Raw genomic sequence first — 20,670 nt, 5'->3', positions numbered from 1 at the left:
AGCGTTATATCAATAGCGAGGAAATTAGTTGCGTATCATTTAGTTCGTTTTTTCTTTTCACCATTTTTAAGGTGGAGTTAGATAATGGTAAAACGTTCCATTTTTATAACTGGCAACTTGATGATGAAACGCAATCAGCTATTTCTAAAATGTACTGCAATAAGTTAGCTAACAAAATTGAAAATATTAGCGATAAATGCAATGCTTGATCTTTAATTTAGATAGCAAAAAGGAGCGATTAATCGCTCCTTTTTTGTTTTTGTATTTTATAACGCGCTAATTAAACTTTTTTATAGCCTTAGCTTTTAGCGCTTTCATCTTTAGCCTGCGTGGCTTCTTAAAAGACTGGATAGGCATTGTTACCAACTGCTCTTGTGGTAGTGCCGGTATTGTTTGTGGATAAGCACCTTCCTTTGGTACCGAAATTTCTTTTAGATGTATTTTAAGTGCTTCTAGAGTTGAGTCGTTATCAACTTCACTAGGGCAAATAAATATACCTAACTTTCTTAGTTGTACACCGAGTTTAATGCTACTGGTATAACGGATAATCGGAGCGCCTAATACTAAGCCCAGCAATATAGGTGATAACCACCAAAAGAATACTGGCGTGAAGTAGTAAGCCGTACAACCCCATGCAATAGCCACAATAGTTGAGAATAACGTATAACCAAACGCCTCTTTCCACGGAACCATACGACCTTCGCGCGGTTGTGCATCCCACTTCACTTTTTTACCTAAAAACACACAAAGTACAAAGTAAGCATGAAATACCATCATTAATGGGGCAACAATAATAGCGAATACGGTTTCAATGATTGAACCTAGTATGAGCTTAATTGAACCACCAAAGCGTTTGTTTCTATGTATTAAGGTTACTATTATGCCCATTAGTTTAGGCATTAATAAAATAACAATAGTTAAATACAAGAGTGAATCAATCAGATCGGTTTTAGCTATTTGCCATGTAGGGAATAATTGATAAACACGGTTAAAGTACACATCACTATTTAATGCGCGCGTTACTGCATCAATAGTACTTAGCGCTAGCATTGAGAGCCAAATTAGTGATGAAATATAGGCTGTGGCACCGAGTAAAAAGTGTAGCTTACTCATTAATTTTAATTTGGATGACGATAGTAAACCTAAGTGCTGAATATTACCTTGCACCCAGCGTCTATCACGTACAGCGTAGTCTAGAATGTTACTTGGTACTTCTTCATAGCTACCTTCAATATCTGATAGCAACAATACATCCCAACCAGCACTGTGAAGTAGTGAAGCTTCTACAAAGTCATGACTTAAAATTTCGCCGCCAAAAGGTGCATTACCTTTTAGTGTTGGCAAGCCACAGCACGTTATAAATGCTTCAACTCTAATGATTGCATTATGACCCCAGTAGTTGGCTTTATCAGTTTGCCAAAAAGCTGAGCCAGTAGCGAGCATTGGGCTATATAGCACTGACGCAAACTGTAAAAAGCGGCCAAAAAAGGTATCTTGACGAACAGGGATCGGAATAGTTTGGATCAGGCCTGCTTGTGGGTTGTTGAGCATACTTGTAGTAAGCTCTAACATACATTTCCCGGTCATTACGCTATCTGCATCAAGCACAATCATATGGTCGTACTGGCTGCCCCAGCGCTCACAAAAGTCGGTTAGGTTACCTACTTTACGGTGTTTGTTATCTTCGCGACGACGATAAAAAACGTTTTTAGCCGTATCACCTAAACGTTCACACAATGCATGCCATGCACTTAGCTCGTTTTTAGCTATTTCTGGGTCTTGCGTGTCGCTTAATAGATAAAAATCGAAGTTTGCAAGTTGACCTGTTTCTTTTAACGATTGCAGACTAACTTCAAAGCCCGCGATAACACGGTGGGTATCTTCGTTGTAAATAGGCATTACAACGGCGGTTTTTTGGGCGTTAATTGCCTCACTATTGAACTCAATTGGTTTAATACGCTTTAGCGTAAGTGGGTCAATTCGTAATAGCTGTAATACAAAGCCGATTGTTCCACTACAAAATGCCGTTACAATCCAGGCAAAAGTGATTGAGAATAATACTAAAAGAGCATACTCAAGTAATGTCATACCGTTTGAGCTTAAAATCTCAAACATAATAGATATGCCGTAGCCAGATGTGCCAAGCGCTGCAATAGCAAATAGCCAAACTCTTAATGTTTTGAATGGCATTGGAGTGCCCTTACCTTTATTACTTGATGTCATTTGGGTACCAAACATAACTCCATACCTCGCTAATTTCTTTATCACGTAGTTTTAACGATAAACGCATATCAACGGGTTGATCGTCCTGTGGTGCAATTTTAAAGGCTACACGCCATCCGCGTGAATCAGGCAGTTTTTGTACATTCACGTCGGTTACTTCGCCTGTTGTAAGTTGAATGTCGGCATCTAGCTTTAACTGTTCAGAGAGTTGATTTATTTCTGACCCAGTAAAATCAACAGTAAATTGGCGATGGCTTTTTGGTGGAGGGTTGTCTTCACCTGGTAAAGCGGCGCTACCGATCCTTGTGCGCAGTACTCTCGCTTTTTCGTGCTGAGTTAAAGCTGCATTAAAGGTCGTCATTTTGTAGCTTAGCTTTAACGAATCACCGGCTTTCATTGGCTTTTCTGGTACCCAGTAACTGACGATATTGTCGTTAGTTTCTGTGTCAGTAGGTATCTCTACAAGCTCTACACGGCCATTTCCCCATTCACCTTGTGGTTCAATCCATAGACTAGGGCGGTTGTGGTAATGTGCTTCTGTGTCCAGATAGTTATTAAAATCTCGATCTCGTTGAGCTAACCCAAAACCTTTTGGATTATTGTATGAAAACGAAGTTACACTTAGCTGTGAAGGGTTGTTAAGAGGGCGCCATACCCATTTATCATCAGCAGATTGAGTTAATAGGCCATCCGAGTCATGAACTTCAGGGCGATAGTCATCAAAAAATTTGGTACTGTTTTCACCGTGGTAAAACATACTCGTTAATGGAGCTACGCCGAGCTTTTTAATGTCTTTACGTGCAAATATCTGCATATCAACATCAACTAGCATATTAGTTGTAGGGTCAACATTAAACTTGTATGCACCCGATATAGATGGGCTATCTAATAATGCAAAAATGGTAATTTGTGTTTGGTCGGCCTTTGGTTTAACTAACCAAAACTCTTTGAACATTGGAAATTCTTCACCTGAATTTTCTGCAGTATCAATGGCAAGGCCTCTAGCTGATAATCCATAAACTTGCTGAGGGCCAACAACTCTAAAATACGATGCTCCCTGAAATACCATTACTTCGTCTTTATACTCGTTAGTATTTAACGGGTAATGCACACGAAATCCAGCATGGCCTAGTTGAGTATCCGCAACACTTTTAGCTATTTCTTCTTGTAGTGGTGCAGCAGTGCCATCGTATTGGTAAAAGTCAGTACTGAAAGGTAAGCGACTGCGTTTAGAGTCGCTATCAACGGTATTTATTGTCACAGGTGTTTTATATAAAAAACCAGGATGGAATAATTGCAGCTCGTACAGGCCTTCATCTTTCCATACTGCTTTGTCTTTTTTAAATCGAATTGAACGGTAATCTTGATAATCAATATTGTTAAGTGCTTCAAGCTCAATGTTTTTAGGCGCCACGTATTCTTCGCTTGCTAACTTTTTAGCGCGGGCGCTAATTACGTCAAATAAGCTACTTTGTGGGATTGCTACATCAACGGTTGCAGCAATCGCTTGGTTGCTATTGCCCCAAGTCGAAAAAATAATAAGTAGACCCAGTAGTGGTGCTGACTTCTTTTGCCATTTAGGCAGATTTTGGGTTAGTTGTTTCATTCTCATTCCTTTATAAAAACACGACTTATTTTTACGTTTAGGGTAAATATTGATTTTATTTTGTAAGTATCTTCTAAATAACTTAGAGCAAAATTTAAACCTTAATAAAAGTTCATATTTTTCAATAGGTAATATTTATATACATAATTCACTGAGGTTTTGTTGTGTAAAATTCACTCAAATGTATGTAGTTGTTACTGATTAATTACTAGAAGATTCACAGATCGTCTGAACATATTACGGGGGGTTTAATGAAGCTTGTCTGAATTACATTTGTATAAAATAAAAAAGCCGCAAGAGCGGCTTTTAAATGTTTAGATTTAACTTAGTTATTTCTTTTTAAATCGACGCACTATTGATAGTGGTGCTAAAAGAAGTGATAACCATAATAATGAACCTGCATCATTATCATCATCTGAGCGTAAGTTATTTACTTTCACGGCTACTTTTTCAACGTTAGATAAGTTACCCACGCTATCCTGAGCTTGCACTGTTAAAGTAATACGATTTTCAAATTCGTAATCAATCTCTCCAGCAACAATTAGCTGCCCCTGATTGTTAATAGAAACGCTGTCATTATCAGATGTAATAAATTTAACAACTGGTGATTCATCGGCATTTGGATCACTAAAATCGAGTGTGCCGATAATTGTTCCAATTGCGCTGTTTTCATCGACTGCAAAAACTTGATCAGCTTTAATAACTGGCGTTTGTTCTTCAGGTGTTAAAGTGATTTCAGATTTAATATCAATAATTACAGGGTCGTGATCTGATGCGCGGTATGCACTTTCAGAATACAAACTAGATTGTTGACCTTCGCTTTTAAACTCTACATTGTAATCAAGAGAAATAGGTTCATCTGCGTTGATGTGCCAATCTGTTGCTGCGACAATTTTGCTAAGTAGTGATTGGGTAGCTACTGCATGATCTAAACTACCTGCGCGACCAGAAAAACTGTAAGAATAACCAAGCGTATCACCATCAATTTCTGCAACTACATTTTTGTAGCCTTTATCAGCAAATGCACGTATAGGATCTTCCATTGCGTAAGCATTCATATCGCCGACTAAAATAGTATCTTCGTCGTCAACACCGGTTGGTTTGCTATCAAGCCAATTTGCGAATGCATTAGCACCTTCTGTGCGTATTTCATTCCAACAGCCTTGTCCATCACCTGAATCTGCATTGTTTCCAGAAGCACTACCACAGCTTTTAGATTTAAGGTGTGACACAGCAACAGTAAATACTTCATCAGTTTCTAATGATTTAAAGCTTTGTGCAATTGGAGCACGGTTACTAAAATCAAATGGAGCCTCAGTCGTAATAGCAGCAGTACCTACTTCTTCTACTTTGTTAGCACGATAGATAAGTGCGGTAGTAATTGCATCGGTACCAATTTGATCTACGTTAAAATCAACAAATGCATAGTTGTTAGCACTATCAGCGTCATTTAATGCATCTACTAAGCTTGCAATTGCACTAAATTCGCCAAAACCATCATTTTCAATTTCCATTAAACCAACAACATCGGCCTGGATAGCGCTAATGGCACTTACAATTTTAGCTTCTTGGCGAGTAAATTCAGCTTCTGAATCTGCACCTCGGGCTGTCGGGAACCCTCCGCCTTGGCCATCACCATTAAAGTAATTAAGTACGTTAAAGCTAGCTACACGTAAATCTGCTTCAGCATTAAGTTCAGGCGCATTTTCACGTGCATTTGTTGCAATAAACGAAGGTGCTACAGTTGGGTGGATTCTGTAAAGGCTAAAGCTATAAGCAAGTGCCCCCGTAACCGTATTAACTGTATCGCCAGTACGTAATGTATTTTCTGCTGATAAGCCTGGAGTTGGGTAGGCTGTAGGGTCTAAGTTTTGTACTGTAGAGCCATCATCTAGTAAAATATTTTTAAGTAGATTTTCAGTTTCAACTGCATTAGCTGCATCTCCAGGTAATGCAACTTGGGTACCTTGATACAAGCGTTCTGTTGCTAATTCAACTTCACCATATCGACCAAGGCCAAAGTTATTAGTTACTACTAATGGTTGTTCTAATGTAACTAACATACCTTCAAAAGCTTCTAAATCAGTTGTATCAGCTAAAGGTAAAGTGATTTTTGTAGCTGCTGCAGCTAAACCAGTGCCACATACGGCAACTTGGCTAACACTGCCGATTTGTGTTGCATCAAAATATTCTTCTACAGTACCTTGTACACGTACATGGTCGCCTACGTTTACGTCAATATCTGCAAAATAAACAAATACACCTTCAGAGGTGAGAGGATTTGCATCTATGTCAGCAGCAAGTGAGCTAACGAAAAAGCCTTTTAATTGATCATCATCTTGGAAGTCTGCGGTTACAATACCCTCAAACTCTACTAAAGTATTAACAAGCGGGCTTGCAGAGCTATCGCCTTGTATAGCGTTAATTAGTACTTTTTCTGCGCCACAAACAAGTGGTTCAAGTGGTTCTGGTTCTGGAATTGGTTCAGGAGCACTGCCTTCAGAACCAGAATGAGAACCTAATCCATCGAATGTATCTATATCAAATTGAACCCATTCATCGCTAGGGCTAAACGCTGATGTTGAATCAGTGCGGCCTGTTGTAATACTGTCTTTTCTACGGAGTGTTTTGTTTTGCGTTTGTGCTGAGGCATCAGACCAAAATGACCCTGGATCTACACCCACTTGACCAAAGCTATCGACTACAATACCATCTTTTGTTAACACAAGAGCATCGTCACCGTTGTAAAATGTAACAGTGCTAGTAGTATCGGAAATACTTAGTATGTCTTCAATTGCGCCGGAGTTGGCAATTACGTATGTTGTATTTGCAGCTAATTCACCTGTTAAAGCAATAGAATTTCCTACAGTATCGCTACCGTTTGAATACAGTCCTAATGTGTATCCATCAAGTACTATTGAGGTAGGTGCATTATTATAAAGCTCAATTGCTTTATTATTACTGCTTCCCTCTATGTATTCTGAAATGATTAGATCTGCAGAGGCTGGTGCACTGAGACTTGCTATAACAAGTGCGAGTGGTGTTATTTTTGTTTTAAACATTTTTTTATTATTCCCGTGTATTAATCCCAAAATGGGACACCAGTTTAGAGAATAAATATGACGAAAATAATACAAAAATGTAAACAAATGTAAATAAAAGGCAGTTTAACCGCCTTTTTATAAAAACCTTACTTTTTAGCTAGGTATTGTGCGGCTTGCTTAGCAAAATAGGTCAATATTCCATCAGCGCCTGCACGCTTAAATGCAAGTAAAGACTCCATTATAGTAGCTTCCTCACTTAACCAACCGTTATCAATAGCTGCTTTGTGCATTGCATACTCGCCACTTACCTGATATGCGAAAGTAGGTACACCAAACTCGTCTTTAACACGACGTACAATATCTAAATAAGGCATGCCAGGCTTAACCATGACCATATCAGCGCCTTCTTGTAAGTCTAATGCGACTTCACGTATTGCTTCATCAGAGTTTGCTGGGTCCATTTGGTAGGTTTTTTTATCGGCACCTTTTAAGTTCCCAGCAGAACCTATTGCGTCTCTAAATGGGCCATAGTAGCTAGATGCGTATTTAGCTGAGTAGGCCATAATACGGGTATGCACAAACCCATCAGCTTCAAGTGCTTCACGAATTGCAGCAATACGGCCATCCATCATGTCCGAAGGGGCAATTACATCAGCGCCCGCTTCTGCATGCGAGAGTGCTTGTTTAACTAAAATTTCGGTGGTTACGTCGTTTATTACATAGCCTGTGTCATCAATAATGCCGTCTTGACCGTGCGTCGTGAATGGATCAAGTGCACCATCAGTAATTACACCCAACTCAGGAAAGGCTTCTTTTAAAGCGCGAACAGTGCGTTGCACTAAGCCATCGTCATTATATGCTTCTTCGGCAAATAGTGATTTTTTGTCCGCAGGGGTTACCGGAAAAATAGCAACGGCAGGTACGCCAAGCTCAACAAGTTCTTTTGCCTCAAGTAATAGTAAATCTATCGATAGACGTTCAATACCAGGCATTGATTCAATTGCTTCGCGACGATTTTTACCTTCTAGTACAAATACAGGGTAAATTAAATCGTTTACGCTAAGTTGGTTTTCGGCCATTAAGCGGCGAGAAAAGTCGCTGCGGCGCATTCTGCGCATGCGAGTATACGGGAAAAGGTCTAATCCTGACTGGGCCATATTAATATGCTCCTACTGTGGTAATGGAAAAGTGATTACTTGATTACGGCCATGTTGCTTTGCGTAATAAAGTGCTTTGTCGGCGCACTCAGTAAAAATTTGAGGGTTGCTAACATCATCAGCAATGCTGGTGTATACACCAGCGCTAATTGTAAATTGAATATCATTATTGGCAACCGTTACTGTACTGGCTGAGATAGCTGCTCGTATTTTTTCAGCTATGTCTTGTGCACCTTCGCTGGGGGTATTAGGTAATAGCACCACAAACTCTTCACCGCCATAACGAGCAACTTCATCGAGTGGTCGCTTTAAATGATCTTTTATAAGGTCAGATACTGCTTTAATAACTTGATCGCCAATTATGTGTCCGTATGTATCGTTAATGCTTTTGAATCGGTCTATATCAAGCATAACAATACTAAGCGGCGTTTGTTCTCGGCGAGACCGACGAATCTCCATTATTAGCTTTTTATCAAAAAAGCGTCTGTTTTTTATTCCGGTTAAAGCGTCTTCGGTATTGAGTAACTCAAGTGAGCGGTTTTTTTCTTCAAGTTCTCTGAGTGTAACTTGTAATTCAAAGGTGCGTTCGTCGACTTGTGATTCGAGTTCTTGGCGTGTTTTTTCTTGTAACTTTAAGCGCTCTTTAAGTAGCGTATCTTGAGCTGCATTTTCAGCAATCAAGGTTTGCTGAGCAATTACTTCTTCATCACGTTGCAAAATAAATAACTTCATTACACTGTAGCATAGACAAAATGTGCAGCTAAAAAAGCATGTAAATACAAATGCTAATGTACTTCTGTCAAAGGCGTATAACCCTATTACTGCAATAATAAAATAAAGCATCACCACCAAGAAAAAAACTAATACGAGCAGTAGCGCTTTATTAGGTTTAGAAGGTGATAAACGTATGCACATAAGTGTAGTTGCAATATAAAAGCCTAAAACGATTGGGATAGTAGTTAAGCAAAATAGTGTCACTATATGGGTTGGAAATAGCCAAATAAACAATAACGAGACACCTAATGCATTAACTATCACTTTTTGAACCATTAGTAAAAAAGAGGGCTTTGGATGGCAAATTTGCTTTTGTAAAGGCAAAAGCATTAAAGCAATAAGAATAAGTAATATAGGGATCATAACTTGCTGTAACGCTGGCAAATTAGGGTGAATATATTTTAGGCCAAAGCCACAAATGTAGGCTAATAAGCTACCTAATGTGAGGGTAATTAATCCAGCATAAACAAAATAACGTTTACGTGAAAAACTATATAAAACTAAGCAACTCACGCCTAAAGAAAATATAAAACCAATCAATAAGCCATAGAGTAAATTAAGTTTACCTTTATGTGCCAAATAAGCTTCTGGTTGCCACAGCGTTAAAGGGACTCGCAAGCCGGAGCTATTCGTCACTCTCATAATAATAATGGTTTCGCTATTTGCAGGGCTAATTAGTTTAACTAATAAAGATTCACTCTTAATCGCACGTTTATTAAGGGGGTATCCATCGCCAATTTGGGTGTGAGAAATTAATTGCGAGTTATGTAACTGATATACTTGAACGTCGTTTAGCAGAGGGTTGTTTAGTGACAACAGTTGTTCGGTATTATAACTAAGCGTGTTTTTTATTTTAAATTTCATCCATACAGAACGCTGCTCAAGACCTAGGTTAAGAGGTTTACCTGTGTTTTTTTGCCACTGTATATGGCTACTTTGTTGTGCATCTAATAGCGAAGTTGGTTCAAAAGAGTAATGCAGGTTATTAATGTTTTGGGAGTTAAAATCATGTTTTATTATTACAGGGCTTGCGAAAGAGCAAAAAGTGCAAAGAAGCATCAATAAACTTAGTAATGCTTTTGCGCACGCCATTAGCAGCTCTTTAAACCAAAAACATTGTAAAAGTTTTCTGTAGTTTTGCGGGCCACAACTTCTTCATCTATTTGATAAAGTTGCGCAACTGTTTGGCAAATATAAGGAAGCAGAGCAGGTTCATTTTTACGCGATTTAGGTTTTGGCTTAACTGTTCGTGGAATTAAAAATGGTGCATCAGTTTCTATTAATAATCGATCTAGAGGAATGCTAGGCACTAGTTGTTGTAAATCTTTACCACGCCTTTCATCACATACCCAACCCGTTATACCAATATACAGACCTAAATCTAAATATTGCTTTAGAGCTGCTGAGTTACCCGTAAAGCAGTGGAGTACACCGCGAATATTAAACTCTTTTAAAATACTTAGCATGTCGTCACTTGCATCACGTTCATGTAAGTAAACAGGTAAATCTAATTTTTCGGCAAGTGCTAGGTGGCGTCTAAAAACACTACGCTGTACATCGCGAGGCGAAAAGTCACGGTTATAATCAAGGCCGCATTCACCAATCGCTATGACTTGCTTATTGTTTGCAAGTGCAGTTAATTGTGCTTCTAATTCATTCGTCGCCGATTTAGCATCATGTGGGTGGACACCCGCCGTAGAATATTGGAGATGTTTTATCGCAAGTTCAAGTGATTGCTGACTACTCGCAATATCACAACCTATAATAAGCATATTTGTAACACCGGCTTCGCTTGCACGGGTAATTACATCATAATGCTGGTCATCAAATTGATGATTAGTTAAGTTAACTCCAGCATCAATTAACGTATATGACATTACTTAGTACGTTTAACGCGAATAGAGCGGTTTTTACCGTCTTGTTTCAGTAAAAAGGAGTTGAATGCACCACGGCTGATTACAATTGTATCGTTTTCTTTTAAACGCATGCTGTCAGAGCCAATTTGACGCCATTGTTGGCCGTTATCTAGCGAAATAATTAACTCGCCATAAGCTGCTTCTTTCACTGAAGTAACCATAGCTTTAATTTCAGTCTCTTTTTCTACCTGTGATTCTTTGTGCTCTAAGCCAAAATCGTCAGCTTTTGCCTTTGCTTGAATTGGTGCAGCAACTACGACTTGAGGTACATTGTTAGCCGTTGGTGGAGTGAGCGTTTTTGTTATTGTTGGCTTTGTTAGTGATTTACCAGCAATTGTATTGTCATAGCAAAGTAATCGGTTAAAGTCATTTTCAATAAAGCTACATGCCTGTAACGCTTGAGTATTAAATTCAGTTTGCGCAGCAAAAGTAGGCGCACTTAATAAAACCAATAGTGAGAGTAGTTGTTTTTTCATTTTATTCCTCAGATTCTTTTTGTGGTTTGGCGGTATAAAATTTTGCTAAAATTAAACCTAGTTCAAACAAAAGAAGCATCGGAAATGCTAATAATGTTTGTGATAAAACATCAGGCGGTGTTAAAAACATCGCGACTACAAAAACACCCACGACGATATAAGGGCGCTTTTCTTTTAAACTTTTTGTTGTTGTTGCGCCACTCCAGCATAGCAGCATAATAGCTACTGGAATTTCGAAAGCGATACCGAATGCAAAAAATAGTTTTAATACAAACCCTAAATAGCTACTTATGTCGGGCGCAAGGGTCATCATTTCGGGGCCGGTACTTGTAAAAAAGCCTAAAATAATTGGCAGAACTACAAAATAACAAAAAGCTATGCCGCCATAAAATAATATTATACTTGAGGCGAGAATGGGCATGAGCATTTTTTTTTCGTGCTGATATAACCCCGGTGCTATAAAGCCCCAAATTTGATGCAATATCCACGGAATCGACGCAAATAAAGCGACAAATAAAGTAAGTTTGAAAGGTGCAAAAAAGGGGGCTGTTACATCGGTTGCAATCATAGTCGCAGTACTTGGCAAATGCGAAACTAACGGCTGTGCAACAAAGGCGTAAATATCATTCGCAAAATATACTATGGCAATGAAAATAACTAAAATGCTCAATAGTGCTTTTATTAGCCGATCACGTAACTCAATTAAATGCGCTACAAACCCCGATTTTACTTCCTCAGCCATTATTTTTTATACCATGTAGTAAGTTGACCACAAAGTGAGAAATAAATTTCACTTTTTCTCATCAAATTGTTGGTTATTTGATGTATCAGATTGTGTTTTTTTGTAGCTGTGAGTAACTGATTCAGCCGCTTTTTGTAGCTCTGTTAATGAACTTTGTAGCTCAGGGCTTAAGTCTTTTAGTTCTTGTTGTTCTGCTTTTTTAAGGTTTTCGTGAAGTTCATGAATACGCAGTTCTTCACTTACTTCGGCTTTTACCGAGTTGGCAAGTGATTTAGCGGTTTTAACCCATTTACTCACTGTTCTAATAGCAACAGGTAAGCGCTCAGGACCGAGCACCACTAAGCCAACAATAAAAATAACAACAAGCTCCCACATCCCCATACTAATTAAACCTTATTGCTATCTTTGTTTTTTTCAGTATTGGTTGAGTCGTCAACGGTGCTTTTTTCTGATTGTTGAATTTGCTCTGACTTTTCTTGCTCACTCGCTGTGTCGTCCGACATTGCTTTTTTGAAGCCTTTAACAGCGCCTCCAATATCACCACCCATACCGCGTAGTTTTTTTGTGCCGAAAAGTAAAACTATGATCGCTAAAACAATTAATAATTGCCAAATACTAATACCACCAAAACCCATGGTTTTCTCCAATATATAAAACGGTTAAATGTATATTTTAAATACTAATTATACGCCCAATAGCGCAAATAGCACTCAGTTTATGCGTTGCGCCATGCTGCAATAAAGCTAATAGCAGATAAGGCTATTGCAATGCTTGCAGCTACTAAATCGTGCTGTAAATAACAAAGTGTTGCCATAATCATTGTAGCACTACCAAATAAACTCAATATTAAAGGTTTATGAGATACCTTTTGTTCTTGAGGTTGATGAGCGTGTGGTGCACGCTTTAAATTTTGGTAAATTAGATCAGGTAGTTCAGGCATTTTTTCAGCCCAAAATGGCAAGTTAGCATACATTTGCTTCAGTACTGATAGCGGTCCAACTTGCTGCTTCACCCAATCTTCTAAAAAGGGTTTGGCTGTTTTCCATAAGTCGAGTTGCGGGTAAAGCTGACGCCCTAATCCTTCAACGTATAATAAGGTTTTTTGTAGCAATACTAATTGCGGTTGTACTTGCATGTTAAAACGACGTGCAGTATTAAATAGATTTACGAGTACGTGACCAAATGAAATTTCAGCCAAAGGTTTATTAAATATAGGCTCGCAAACTGTGCGAATCGCAAATTCAAATTCTTCAATGCTAGTATCTGGTGGTACCCAACCAGAATCTACGTGTAGCTGTGCAACTTGGCGATAATCACGATTAAAAAAGGCGATAAAGTTTTCAGCTAAATAGCGTTTATCTTCTTTGCTTAACGTACCAACTATACCGCAATCAATACCGATATACATTGGATTTTCAGGATGCTCGCGAGAGACGAATATATTACCAGGGTGCATGTCGGCATGAAAAAAGCTGTCTCTAAACACCTGCGTAAAAAACACTTCTACGCCGCGCTCAGCAAGTAATTTCATATTAGTGTTTTGCGCCAGTAATGCATCCGTATCAGACACAGGTATACCGTAAATACGCTCCATTACCAGCACATTGCTACGGCTGTAATCACTGTAAACTGCAGGGATATATAATGAATCAGAGCCTTCAAAATTGCGTTTTAGTTGAATGCCATTGGCACCTTCGCGCATTAAGTCGAGCTCGTCTAGGAGTGTTTTTTTGTATTCTTTAACCACTTCAACGGGGCGTAGACGTTTTGATTCGTTATGGACTTTTGCAAGTACCTTAGCGAGCTTTTCCATTAACGCTAAGTCGGCATTAATTTGCTCGTAAATATTGGGTCTAATAACCTTAATTACTACATCTTGCTCAATGCTTTGCTCATCAATAAGCTTTGCTGTATGTACTTGCGCTATAGATGCTGAGGCCAGTGGAATTTGTGAAAACTCACTAAACAACTCACTTATATCGTTAATTTCTAGGGCTTTTTCTATAATTTTTTGTGCAAGTGCGCCTTCAAATGGCTGAACTTGATCTTGTAAAAACGCAAGCTCTAAAGCGATATCATGAGGGAGTAAGTCACGACGAGTTGAGAGCATTTGGCCAAATTTAATCCAAACAGGACCAAGCTCTTGTAGTGCCAAACGTAAGCGTAGCCCTGCAGGTTTTTCTTTGTGCTGATTACGCAGCCAAAACAAACTGCCACGAGCTACTTTACCAAACCAAGGGATCTTATGTTTTGGAATTAGCTCGTCTAACCCATAGCTAAGTAATGTTTTGGTGATGTTATACAAACGTGCAGTCGACACAAAAAATCCTTAGCGGGTGTTTGAAGGTGAAAAAGAGTTTAACAAGGTATTTATACGCTGCTCAACAGCAGCGACTTGGCCTTTGAGTTCTCTATTTTTTTGTTTAAATTGCTCAAGTTCCAATGGGTGAATAGTAATTGCGAGCTCATCTTGGCATAAACTTGTAAGCATTGTACTTATTTTAGTGTTGGTTTTGCTGCTCTTTTGTTTTAGTTTTTTTAAGTGCAGATATAACTGCTGAGCGGGGGTATCGCCAATGTATCTAGAGAGCTGTTCAGGCCAATCAATATCAATGCCTGAAAACGCATTGCTATAAGTTTGCGCAATATTTAAATCGCCTTGTAAGTCGAGCTTATCTTGGCGAATTAACTGGGTAAGCATAGCTGGGTTTTTAAGCGCTAAAAGCGTGTCTATGTCTGCGCTGATCATACAATCTGCGTTTTCATTATTTTGAGCACTGTATAAGTGTAATTGCTCAGCGCTATAAACAAGTTGGATGCTTTGTTGCCAATCTCTTACTTCAACCACTAAGCGCTGATGTTTAACGGCGCTTAGCTTTTCAGATAATTGTGGGTCAAGGCTAAGTGCTTGATTTAGTACACGCTCAATAAGCGAAAGTACAAAATTAGGTAACATAAAAAATTCAGATGGCATTGCATCATTATTATTTTTTGTTATTTTCTCAAGCGCCATAACTGCTAGCCTTAATATTTAAAACCACGGTGCAGCGCAACAATTCCGCCTGTGAGGTTTTGGTATGTTGTTTGCTCAAAGCCTGCATCTTCCATCATCGCTTTTAGCGTGTCTTGATCTGGATGCATTCGAATAGATTCAGCTAAATACTTATACGATTCACTGTCGTTAGCAACTAGCTTACCCATTGTAGGCAATAAATTAAATGAGTAAAAATCGTAAGCTTTACTAAGTACGTCATGCTCTGGTTTTGAAAACTCTAAAACAAGTAAACGACCACCTGGCTTTAAAATGCGGTACATAGAGCGTAATGCTTTGTCTTTATCGGTAACGTTACGTAAGCCAAAGGCAATAGTGATCACATCAAAGCTATTATCTGGGAACGGTAGCATTTCTGCATTCATTTGTACGTAGTCGATATTGCCCACTAATCCAAGATTATGCAGTTTTTCACGACCAACTTTAAGCATAGATGAGTTTATATCACCCAAAACAACTTGACCCGTTTCGCCCACTAATTGGCTAAACTTTGCCGTTAAGTCGCCAGTGCCGCCGGCTAAATCGAGTACATGATGGCCTTTACGAACACCTGAGCTTGCAATAGTTTGACGTTTCCATAAACGATGCACCCCAAAAGACATTAAATCATTCATTACATCGTATTTTGCAGCTACTGAGTGAAATACATCAGCAACCATAGAAGCTTTATCGTTCTCGGCTACTGTTTTATAACCAAAATGCGTGGTCTTTTGTTCGGTTTCGTTCATGATTAATCTCTATCGTGACAATAGAGGTTAGTGTACTTTATTGTACACAGTAGGTGCAATTTGAATATGATTTATCAGGTGATTTATTGCCCTGCAGTGTAACTACTTTGACCTAATGAACGTGCTTTAAAAGCCGCATGAGATGCTTTTTTTGCTAACTGATTAAAATCATCTTCTTGTTGATGCTGAGCAATTCCTAGTGATAAGCCAATACTTGGTAGCTTGATACCTGTTTTTGAACTAACAAAGCGTAGCTTTTCGACCCCATTTCGTACTTTTTCGGCAATAACATTAGCTGTATCTGGGTCTATGTCGGCGAGGAGAACAGTAAATTGATCTTTTGCTGTGCGACCAGGTAAGCCACTTTGAAAAACATATTTTTGCACTTGCTTAGCGACTTTACTCAAAATGACTTCACCAATAATATCACCATAATTTTTAGTAAAGTGATCAAGGTTGTCTATTTGAATCGCTATTGCGCAAATAGATTTTTGTTGATTAGTCCACACTTGGGTTTGTTGCGTTAAATAATGTCGCTTATAAAGCCCTGTTTGGCTATCAATAATATGCTGTTTACGAAGTTGAGTTAGCTGCTTTTGTGTTTTTTCGTGTAGTTGTTTGGCTTTGCTTAGTTCTTGCTTAAATTGCTTATGTTGGTTGAGTAATTCGGCGGTTTGATTATGAAGAACTTCAAGCGCTTGACGGCTTTGTTCTATGTTGTTCTCATCTAGCGAATGTACGCATTCGCTCACTTGACCCGCAAAGCGAATTATTTGCTTTTCAGTAGCTTGAGAATTTTGAGAAAGTGAGTTTATAACACCATCAACATTTTGAATCATGTTGACTTGCGCTTTGTGGCCAGTATTTAAAAACTCAGAATGTAGTTGTTCAATTAAAACGCTATCTATATTGTCTTCAACAGCGATAGCACGGTCTAAAGCTTTATTTAGCTTGAGATTAGTTTGACTGGTATAAGCATAAATAACTTGATAATTCAGCGGCGTAGGTGGGAGCGTATAGCGCTCTAAAAAAACACACACTTTGGTCATTTTTTCTTGTGCAATAGCCATGGAATCATGGAACATCATTTTAAATACCAACTAAGTACGCATAAGTGCAAATTTTAAAATATCTCATTCCATGAGGCGGTTATGCGTCCGAGCTTTTTATTATTTTTTTATACAGTAATCATTATCCGAGCTATTTAAAAGCAAAAACGATAGTTAGGGAACTTAAATTTTGCTTTAGCAGCTTAATCGCTGTTTTTCTCATCAATTAGGCTGGTTTTTACTTCATTTAATGTATGTAACGTATTAATACACTTGGTATAAGTAGGGATTATTACTATGAGGTTGGTCTCATTTACTTGCTATTTATTTACCCTACGATAGCTTTATGAAATTAATAACACTGCTAAGTTACATTATAATGAATCATTTTTTAATTAAGCCACTTCGCCAATCTTTATTTGGTATCACGGTTTTGTGCTCATTAAGTGCATGCCAAATGACCATGCAAAATTCAGATCAACAATTTACTAAAGTAGCGCAAAGTATTGTTGATTATAGAGAAAGCATTAACCCTTACGATAGTGTAGGTGGTGTTGAAGGTTATTTATTGCCAAATTTATCCCCTGAATTTTTAGCGCAAGAATATAAAAATAAAACGCGATTACTTGCTGAATTAGACACTATTAATATTGAAAAGCTAAGCGATGAAAATCAAATTAACTTCGATATTATTCGAGCTCAAGTACAAAACAGTGTCGATGAATATGTATTTAATGCGCACTATATGCCGCTCACCTCTGAATATGGGTTTCATTCTGGTTTGTCGTACATAATAAATAGCTCTCAATATAAAAACCCGGAAGATTACCAAGTGTATCTTGCACGATTGGCGCAAGTTCCGCGCTTTTTTGAGCAAAACATGTATTGGATGAAAAAAGGGCTTGAGACTGGGCTTACTCAACCTAAAGCTGTATTGGAAGGTTATGAAGATTCAATTAATGCTTACATTGTTGACGATGTAACTACATCTGAGTTTTATAAACCTTTTTTAACTAATACAGCGGGTTTGAGCGACAGTGAATTTAAAGCACTACAACAAAAAGCCAAAATCATTATAAAAAAAGAGGTTATAAAATCTTATAAAGGTTACTTAGTGTTTTTTACGCAGCAGTATCGACCTTTTGCACGTACAAGTATTGGCATATCAGAAACACCTAATGGCGAAGCGTTTTATAAAAATAGAGCTAAGTACTACACCACCACCGACATGACACCTAAAGAGATTCAGGAACTTGGCTTAAAAGAAGTTGAGCGAATTCGTAGTGAAATGGAAAACGTAATAGCAGAGGTAGGTTTTAAAGGCACGTTTGCTGAATTTATCCACTTTTTACGCACTGATCCACAATTTTACGCTACAACACCAGAGCAGCTTTTAAAAGAAGCATCTTATATTGCTAAAAAAATGGATGCACAACTGCCTAAGTTATTTCATACCTTACCGCGCAAACCTTATGGTGTAGCACCTGTACCGGCCAGTATTGCACCTAAATACACAACCGGTCGATATTCAGGCTCTAATCGAGATGATGAAGCAGGGTATTATTGGGTAAATACTTACGCTTTAGATAAGCGTCCTTTGTATGTTTTGGAAGCATTAACGCTGCACGAAGCAGTGCCAGGTCATCATTTACAGATATCACTTAATGCAGAGCTTGAAAATCTGCCGAGCTATCGTCGTGATGCTTACCTTTCGGCATTTGGCGAAGGTTGGGGGCTTTACTCTGAATATTTAGGTTTAGAAGCAGGCTTTTACCAAGACCCATATAGCCGTTTTGGTCGTTTGACGTATGAAATGTGGCGAGCAGCGCGTTTAGTTGTTGATACAGGTATGCATACGTATGGCTGGAGTCGCGAGCGTGCCATGAACTTTATGAGCGAAAATACAGCGCTTTCGTTGCATAACGTTAAAACCGAAACCGATCGTTATATTACATGGCCTGCACAGGCGCTTTCGTACAAAATAGGTGAGCTAACTATTAAGCGTTTACGCGCTGAGGCAGAGCAAGCGCTAGGAAAAAACTTTGATATTCGTGAATTTCATCATCAAATATTACGTCATGGTTCAGTGCCTTTATCAGTGCTAGAAACACAAGTACGCATGTATATAAAAAATGAATCAGTTAAGCTGGAAAGTAAATAAGTATAATTTTAAAAAATGGGTACTGAGTTGTTTTTATAGCTATTTAAGTTACTAGTTTGTTGGTAAGTGTTTGTATTTGTTATTTTAAGCAAGCAAGTTAGTAAATATAATGAGCCATTTAGTTCATTAAAACGGTCAGTATTTATTAGGTATTATTTTAAAAATCACCAAGGGTCATAAATGAGCAATTTTATAATGTTTAGTATCGATATATTTGCAAGTATGTTTATAGTTGTACTCGGGTTCGTTGTGCTTACTGTTATTATTTTTTATATTCGAGATGTAACGCAAACAAAGCATGCTATTAGACGTAATTACCCTGTTATTGGTCGCTTTCGATATTTTTTTGAACGCCAAGGGGAGTTTTTTAGACAGTACTTTTTTGCTCAAGATAGAGAAGAAATGCCGTTTAACCGCGCAGAGCGAAGCTGGGTTTATCGTGCAGCAAAAGATGTTGACCGTACAGCTGCGTTTGGTTCTACGCAAAGCTTAGAAGTAACAGGTACGGTTATGTTTATGAACTGTGCTTTTCCTACTTTAGATGAAGAAGCACTCGACCCGAGCAATGTTACTTTGGGTCCATACTGTAAAACACCTTACACAACCAACTCGTTATTCAATGTATCTGGTATGAGTTTTGGTGCGCTTTCAAAGCCAGCTGTACGAGCCTTATCAAAAGGGGCAAAACTAGCAGGTTGTTGGATGAACACCGGTGAAGGGGGGTTAAGCCCTTATCACTTAGAAGGGGGGGCTGATATTGTTTTCCAAATTGGTACCGCTAAATATGGTGCACGAGACGAGCACGGTAATTTAAGTACTGAAAAACTTAAAGAAATAGCGGCTCACGAACAAGTAAAAATGTTTGAACTTAAAATGAGCCAAGGCGCAAAACCAGGTAAAGGTGGTATGTTACCAGGGCGCAAAGTCAACGCCGAAATAGCTAAAATTAGGGGTATACCAGAAGGGCAAGATTCTATTAGCCCCAATGGTCATCCTGAAATTAAAAACCCAGCCGATATTCTCGATATGATTGCCACTGTACGTAACGCGACAGGAAAGCCTACAGGCTTTAAAGCGGTAATTGGTGCTTACGGATGGTTAGAAACGTTGTTCGCTGAAATAAACCACCGTGGTATAGAGTCTGCACCTGACTTTATTACCATAGATAGTGCTGATGGTGGTACGGGCGCAGCACCACAACCGCTTATGGATTCGGTGGGTTTACCACTGCGCGAAAGTTTACCGCTTGTAGTTAACATGCTTGAAAAACATGGGCTGCGAGATCGTATTAAAATAATCGCCTCAGGTAAATTAATTGTTCCTTCAAAGGTTGCTTGGGCGTTAGCGCTCGGTGCTGATTTTGTTGTATCGGCTCGGGGGCATATGTTTGCACTGGGCTGTATTCAGGCAATGCAATGTAATAAAGATACCTGTCCGACGGGTATCACTACGCATAACGAGCGTTTGCAACGTGGTTTAAATGTAGCTGATAAAGCGCAGCGAGTAGCTAACTATAATAAATACATTCATTACGGAGCTGGGCTAATAGCTCATTCTTGTGGTGTGACTAGTGCACGCGAATTAAAACGTGAACATGTACGTATAGTGCAAGAAAGTGGTTTATCAGAACCGCTCGATAAAATTTACGAAAACTATAAGTAAGTTTTTAACTAACTAAAAAAGGCGCTAATAGCTGTCTCTTATACACAAATCCCTGCTAAGAAATTAGCGGGGATTTTTTT

16 protein-coding genes are annotated in these 20,670 nt (G+C 38.6%); 2 read left to right on the top strand and 14 right to left on the bottom strand.

Going from position 1 to position 20,670, the window contains the following annotated elements; genetic code table 11:
- Positions 1-276: 276 nt before the first annotated feature.
- From mdoH to GQR38_RS17610, 14 genes are all read right to left on the bottom strand, one after another.
- The gene (gene mdoH / locus GQR38_RS17675) at positions 277-2,238 is read right to left on the bottom strand and encodes a glucans biosynthesis glucosyltransferase MdoH (RefSeq protein WP_024593824.1); all 1,962 of its coding nucleotides are present in this window, start codon (positions 2,236-2,238) and stop codon (positions 277-279) included.
- Entirely contained in the window at positions 2,210-3,829 is a 1,620-nt protein-coding gene (locus tag GQR38_RS17670) for a glucan biosynthesis protein G (protein ID WP_165722832.1), read from the bottom strand. The genes mdoH and GQR38_RS17670 overlap by 29 nt, the downstream gene beginning before the upstream one ends.
- A gap of 329 nt (positions 3,830-4,158) precedes the next feature.
- Positions 4,159-6,891 (bottom strand): ExeM/NucH family extracellular endonuclease, encoded by a 2,733-nt coding sequence (locus GQR38_RS17665; protein ID WP_165722833.1) that lies wholly within the window; start codon positions 6,889-6,891, stop codon positions 4,159-4,161.
- A 128-nt stretch (positions 6,892-7,019) separates the two neighbouring features.
- Positions 7,020-8,030, bottom strand: a complete 1,011-nt coding sequence (gene hemB, locus GQR38_RS17660; RefSeq protein ID WP_007579839.1) for a porphobilinogen synthase — start codon at positions 8,028-8,030, stop codon at positions 7,020-7,022.
- Between the two features lie 12 nt (positions 8,031-8,042).
- Positions 8,043-9,896: a diguanylate cyclase gene (locus GQR38_RS17655; protein ID WP_165722834.1), complete on the bottom strand. Its 1,854-nt coding sequence runs from the start codon at positions 9,894-9,896 to the stop codon at positions 8,043-8,045.
- Positions 9,896-10,681: a TatD family hydrolase gene (locus tag GQR38_RS17650; RefSeq protein ID WP_024593821.1), complete on the bottom strand. Its 786-nt coding sequence runs from the start codon at positions 10,679-10,681 to the stop codon at positions 9,896-9,898. The genes GQR38_RS17655 and GQR38_RS17650 overlap by 1 nt, the downstream gene beginning before the upstream one ends.
- Positions 10,681-11,196, bottom strand: coding sequence for a hypothetical protein (locus GQR38_RS17645; RefSeq protein ID WP_165722835.1), 516 nt, complete (start codon positions 11,194-11,196; stop codon positions 10,681-10,683). The genes GQR38_RS17650 and GQR38_RS17645 overlap by 1 nt, the downstream gene beginning before the upstream one ends.
- Position 11,197: 1 nt before the next feature.
- Positions 11,198-11,938 (bottom strand): twin-arginine translocase subunit TatC, encoded by a 741-nt coding sequence (gene tatC, locus GQR38_RS17640; RefSeq protein WP_121953986.1) that lies wholly within the window; start codon positions 11,936-11,938, stop codon positions 11,198-11,200.
- Positions 11,939-11,986: 48 nt separating this feature from the next.
- On the bottom strand, positions 11,987-12,319 hold the full coding sequence (gene tatB / locus GQR38_RS17635) for a Sec-independent protein translocase protein TatB (RefSeq protein WP_165722836.1): 333 nt from the start codon (positions 12,317-12,319) through the stop codon (positions 11,987-11,989).
- A gap of 5 nt (positions 12,320-12,324) precedes the next feature.
- Entirely contained in the window at positions 12,325-12,573 is a 249-nt protein-coding gene (gene tatA, locus GQR38_RS17630; protein ID WP_007579853.1) for a Sec-independent protein translocase subunit TatA, read from the bottom strand.
- A gap of 80 nt (positions 12,574-12,653) precedes the next feature.
- Positions 12,654-14,258, bottom strand: a complete 1,605-nt coding sequence (ubiB, locus tag GQR38_RS17625; RefSeq protein ID WP_101217598.1) for a ubiquinone biosynthesis regulatory protein kinase UbiB — start codon at positions 14,256-14,258, stop codon at positions 12,654-12,656.
- A 9-nt stretch (positions 14,259-14,267) separates the two neighbouring features.
- Positions 14,268-14,951, bottom strand: a complete 684-nt coding sequence (locus GQR38_RS17620) for an SCP2 sterol-binding domain-containing protein (RefSeq protein WP_165722837.1) — start codon at positions 14,949-14,951, stop codon at positions 14,268-14,270.
- An 11-nt stretch (positions 14,952-14,962) separates the two neighbouring features.
- A complete protein-coding gene (gene ubiE / locus GQR38_RS17615; protein ID WP_024589468.1) occupies positions 14,963-15,718 on the bottom strand; it encodes a bifunctional demethylmenaquinone methyltransferase/2-methoxy-6-polyprenyl-1,4-benzoquinol methylase UbiE in 756 nt (251 codons plus the stop codon).
- Positions 15,719-15,801: 83 nt separating this feature from the next.
- Positions 15,802-16,788 carry a GGDEF domain-containing protein gene (locus GQR38_RS17610; protein WP_007579862.1) on the bottom strand — a complete coding sequence of 329 codons (987 nt, stop codon included), beginning with the start codon at positions 16,786-16,788 and terminating at the stop codon, positions 15,802-15,804.
- Between the two features lie 358 nt (positions 16,789-17,146).
- Here GQR38_RS17610 and GQR38_RS17605 point away from each other — a divergent pair, with 358 nt between their 5' ends.
- Positions 17,147-18,928 (top strand): DUF885 domain-containing protein, encoded by a 1,782-nt coding sequence (locus GQR38_RS17605; RefSeq protein WP_165722838.1) that lies wholly within the window; start codon positions 17,147-17,149, stop codon positions 18,926-18,928.
- A 180-nt stretch (positions 18,929-19,108) separates the two neighbouring features.
- On the top strand, positions 19,109-20,590 hold the full coding sequence (locus GQR38_RS17600; protein ID WP_024589465.1) for an FMN-binding glutamate synthase family protein: 1,482 nt from the start codon (positions 19,109-19,111) through the stop codon (positions 20,588-20,590).
- The last annotated feature ends 80 nt before the right edge of the window (positions 20,591-20,670 follow it).

The sequence above is a fragment of the Pseudoalteromonas sp. c7(2019) genome, from assembly GCF_011378625.1.
GTDB classification, from domain to species: Bacteria; Pseudomonadota; Gammaproteobacteria; order Enterobacterales; family Alteromonadaceae; genus Pseudoalteromonas; species Pseudoalteromonas arctica.
Note: the sequence above shows the minus strand (reverse complement) of the source record. Positions and strands in the feature narration are given on the sequence as shown.